Below are 273 nucleotides of genomic sequence, written 5' to 3'. Positions count from 1 at the left end.
CTCTGCAGAGCCGCATGTCTATGACTACACCTTCAATCACGGCGGCCAGGTGGTGCGGTGGTGGGAAACGGAATCGTCTCCGCAGCCTGTCTCCACCGCCCTGGCGACACTTGAGGTACTGGGCGACAGCGCGGGCTATCAACACCTATGGAAGGTGGCCCAGCGTCCGGCGGACACCGCGCACTGCATGACCTGGCTTGCAGGCGACAGCTTTCATAGCTGGCACCAGATCACCCAGGCACCCGCCGAAGCCTATCAGTTGCGGGTCGGGGC

Annotated in this window: 1 protein-coding gene; it reads left to right on the top strand. The window is 63.7% G+C overall.

Translation table 11 applies throughout. From position 1 onward, the window contains the following. Positions 1-273 (top strand): hypothetical protein (locus R0J92_RS23030; RefSeq protein ID WP_411053378.1); only part of this gene is annotated, 273 nt, incomplete at both ends.

It is taken from the genome of Tritonibacter sp. SIMBA_163 (genome assembly GCF_046535935.1).
GTDB lineage: Bacteria > Pseudomonadota > Alphaproteobacteria > Rhodobacterales > Rhodobacteraceae > Epibacterium > Epibacterium scottomollicae.
The sequence above is the reverse complement of the archived record's forward strand: the minus strand, read 5'-3'. Positions and strand labels throughout refer to the sequence as shown.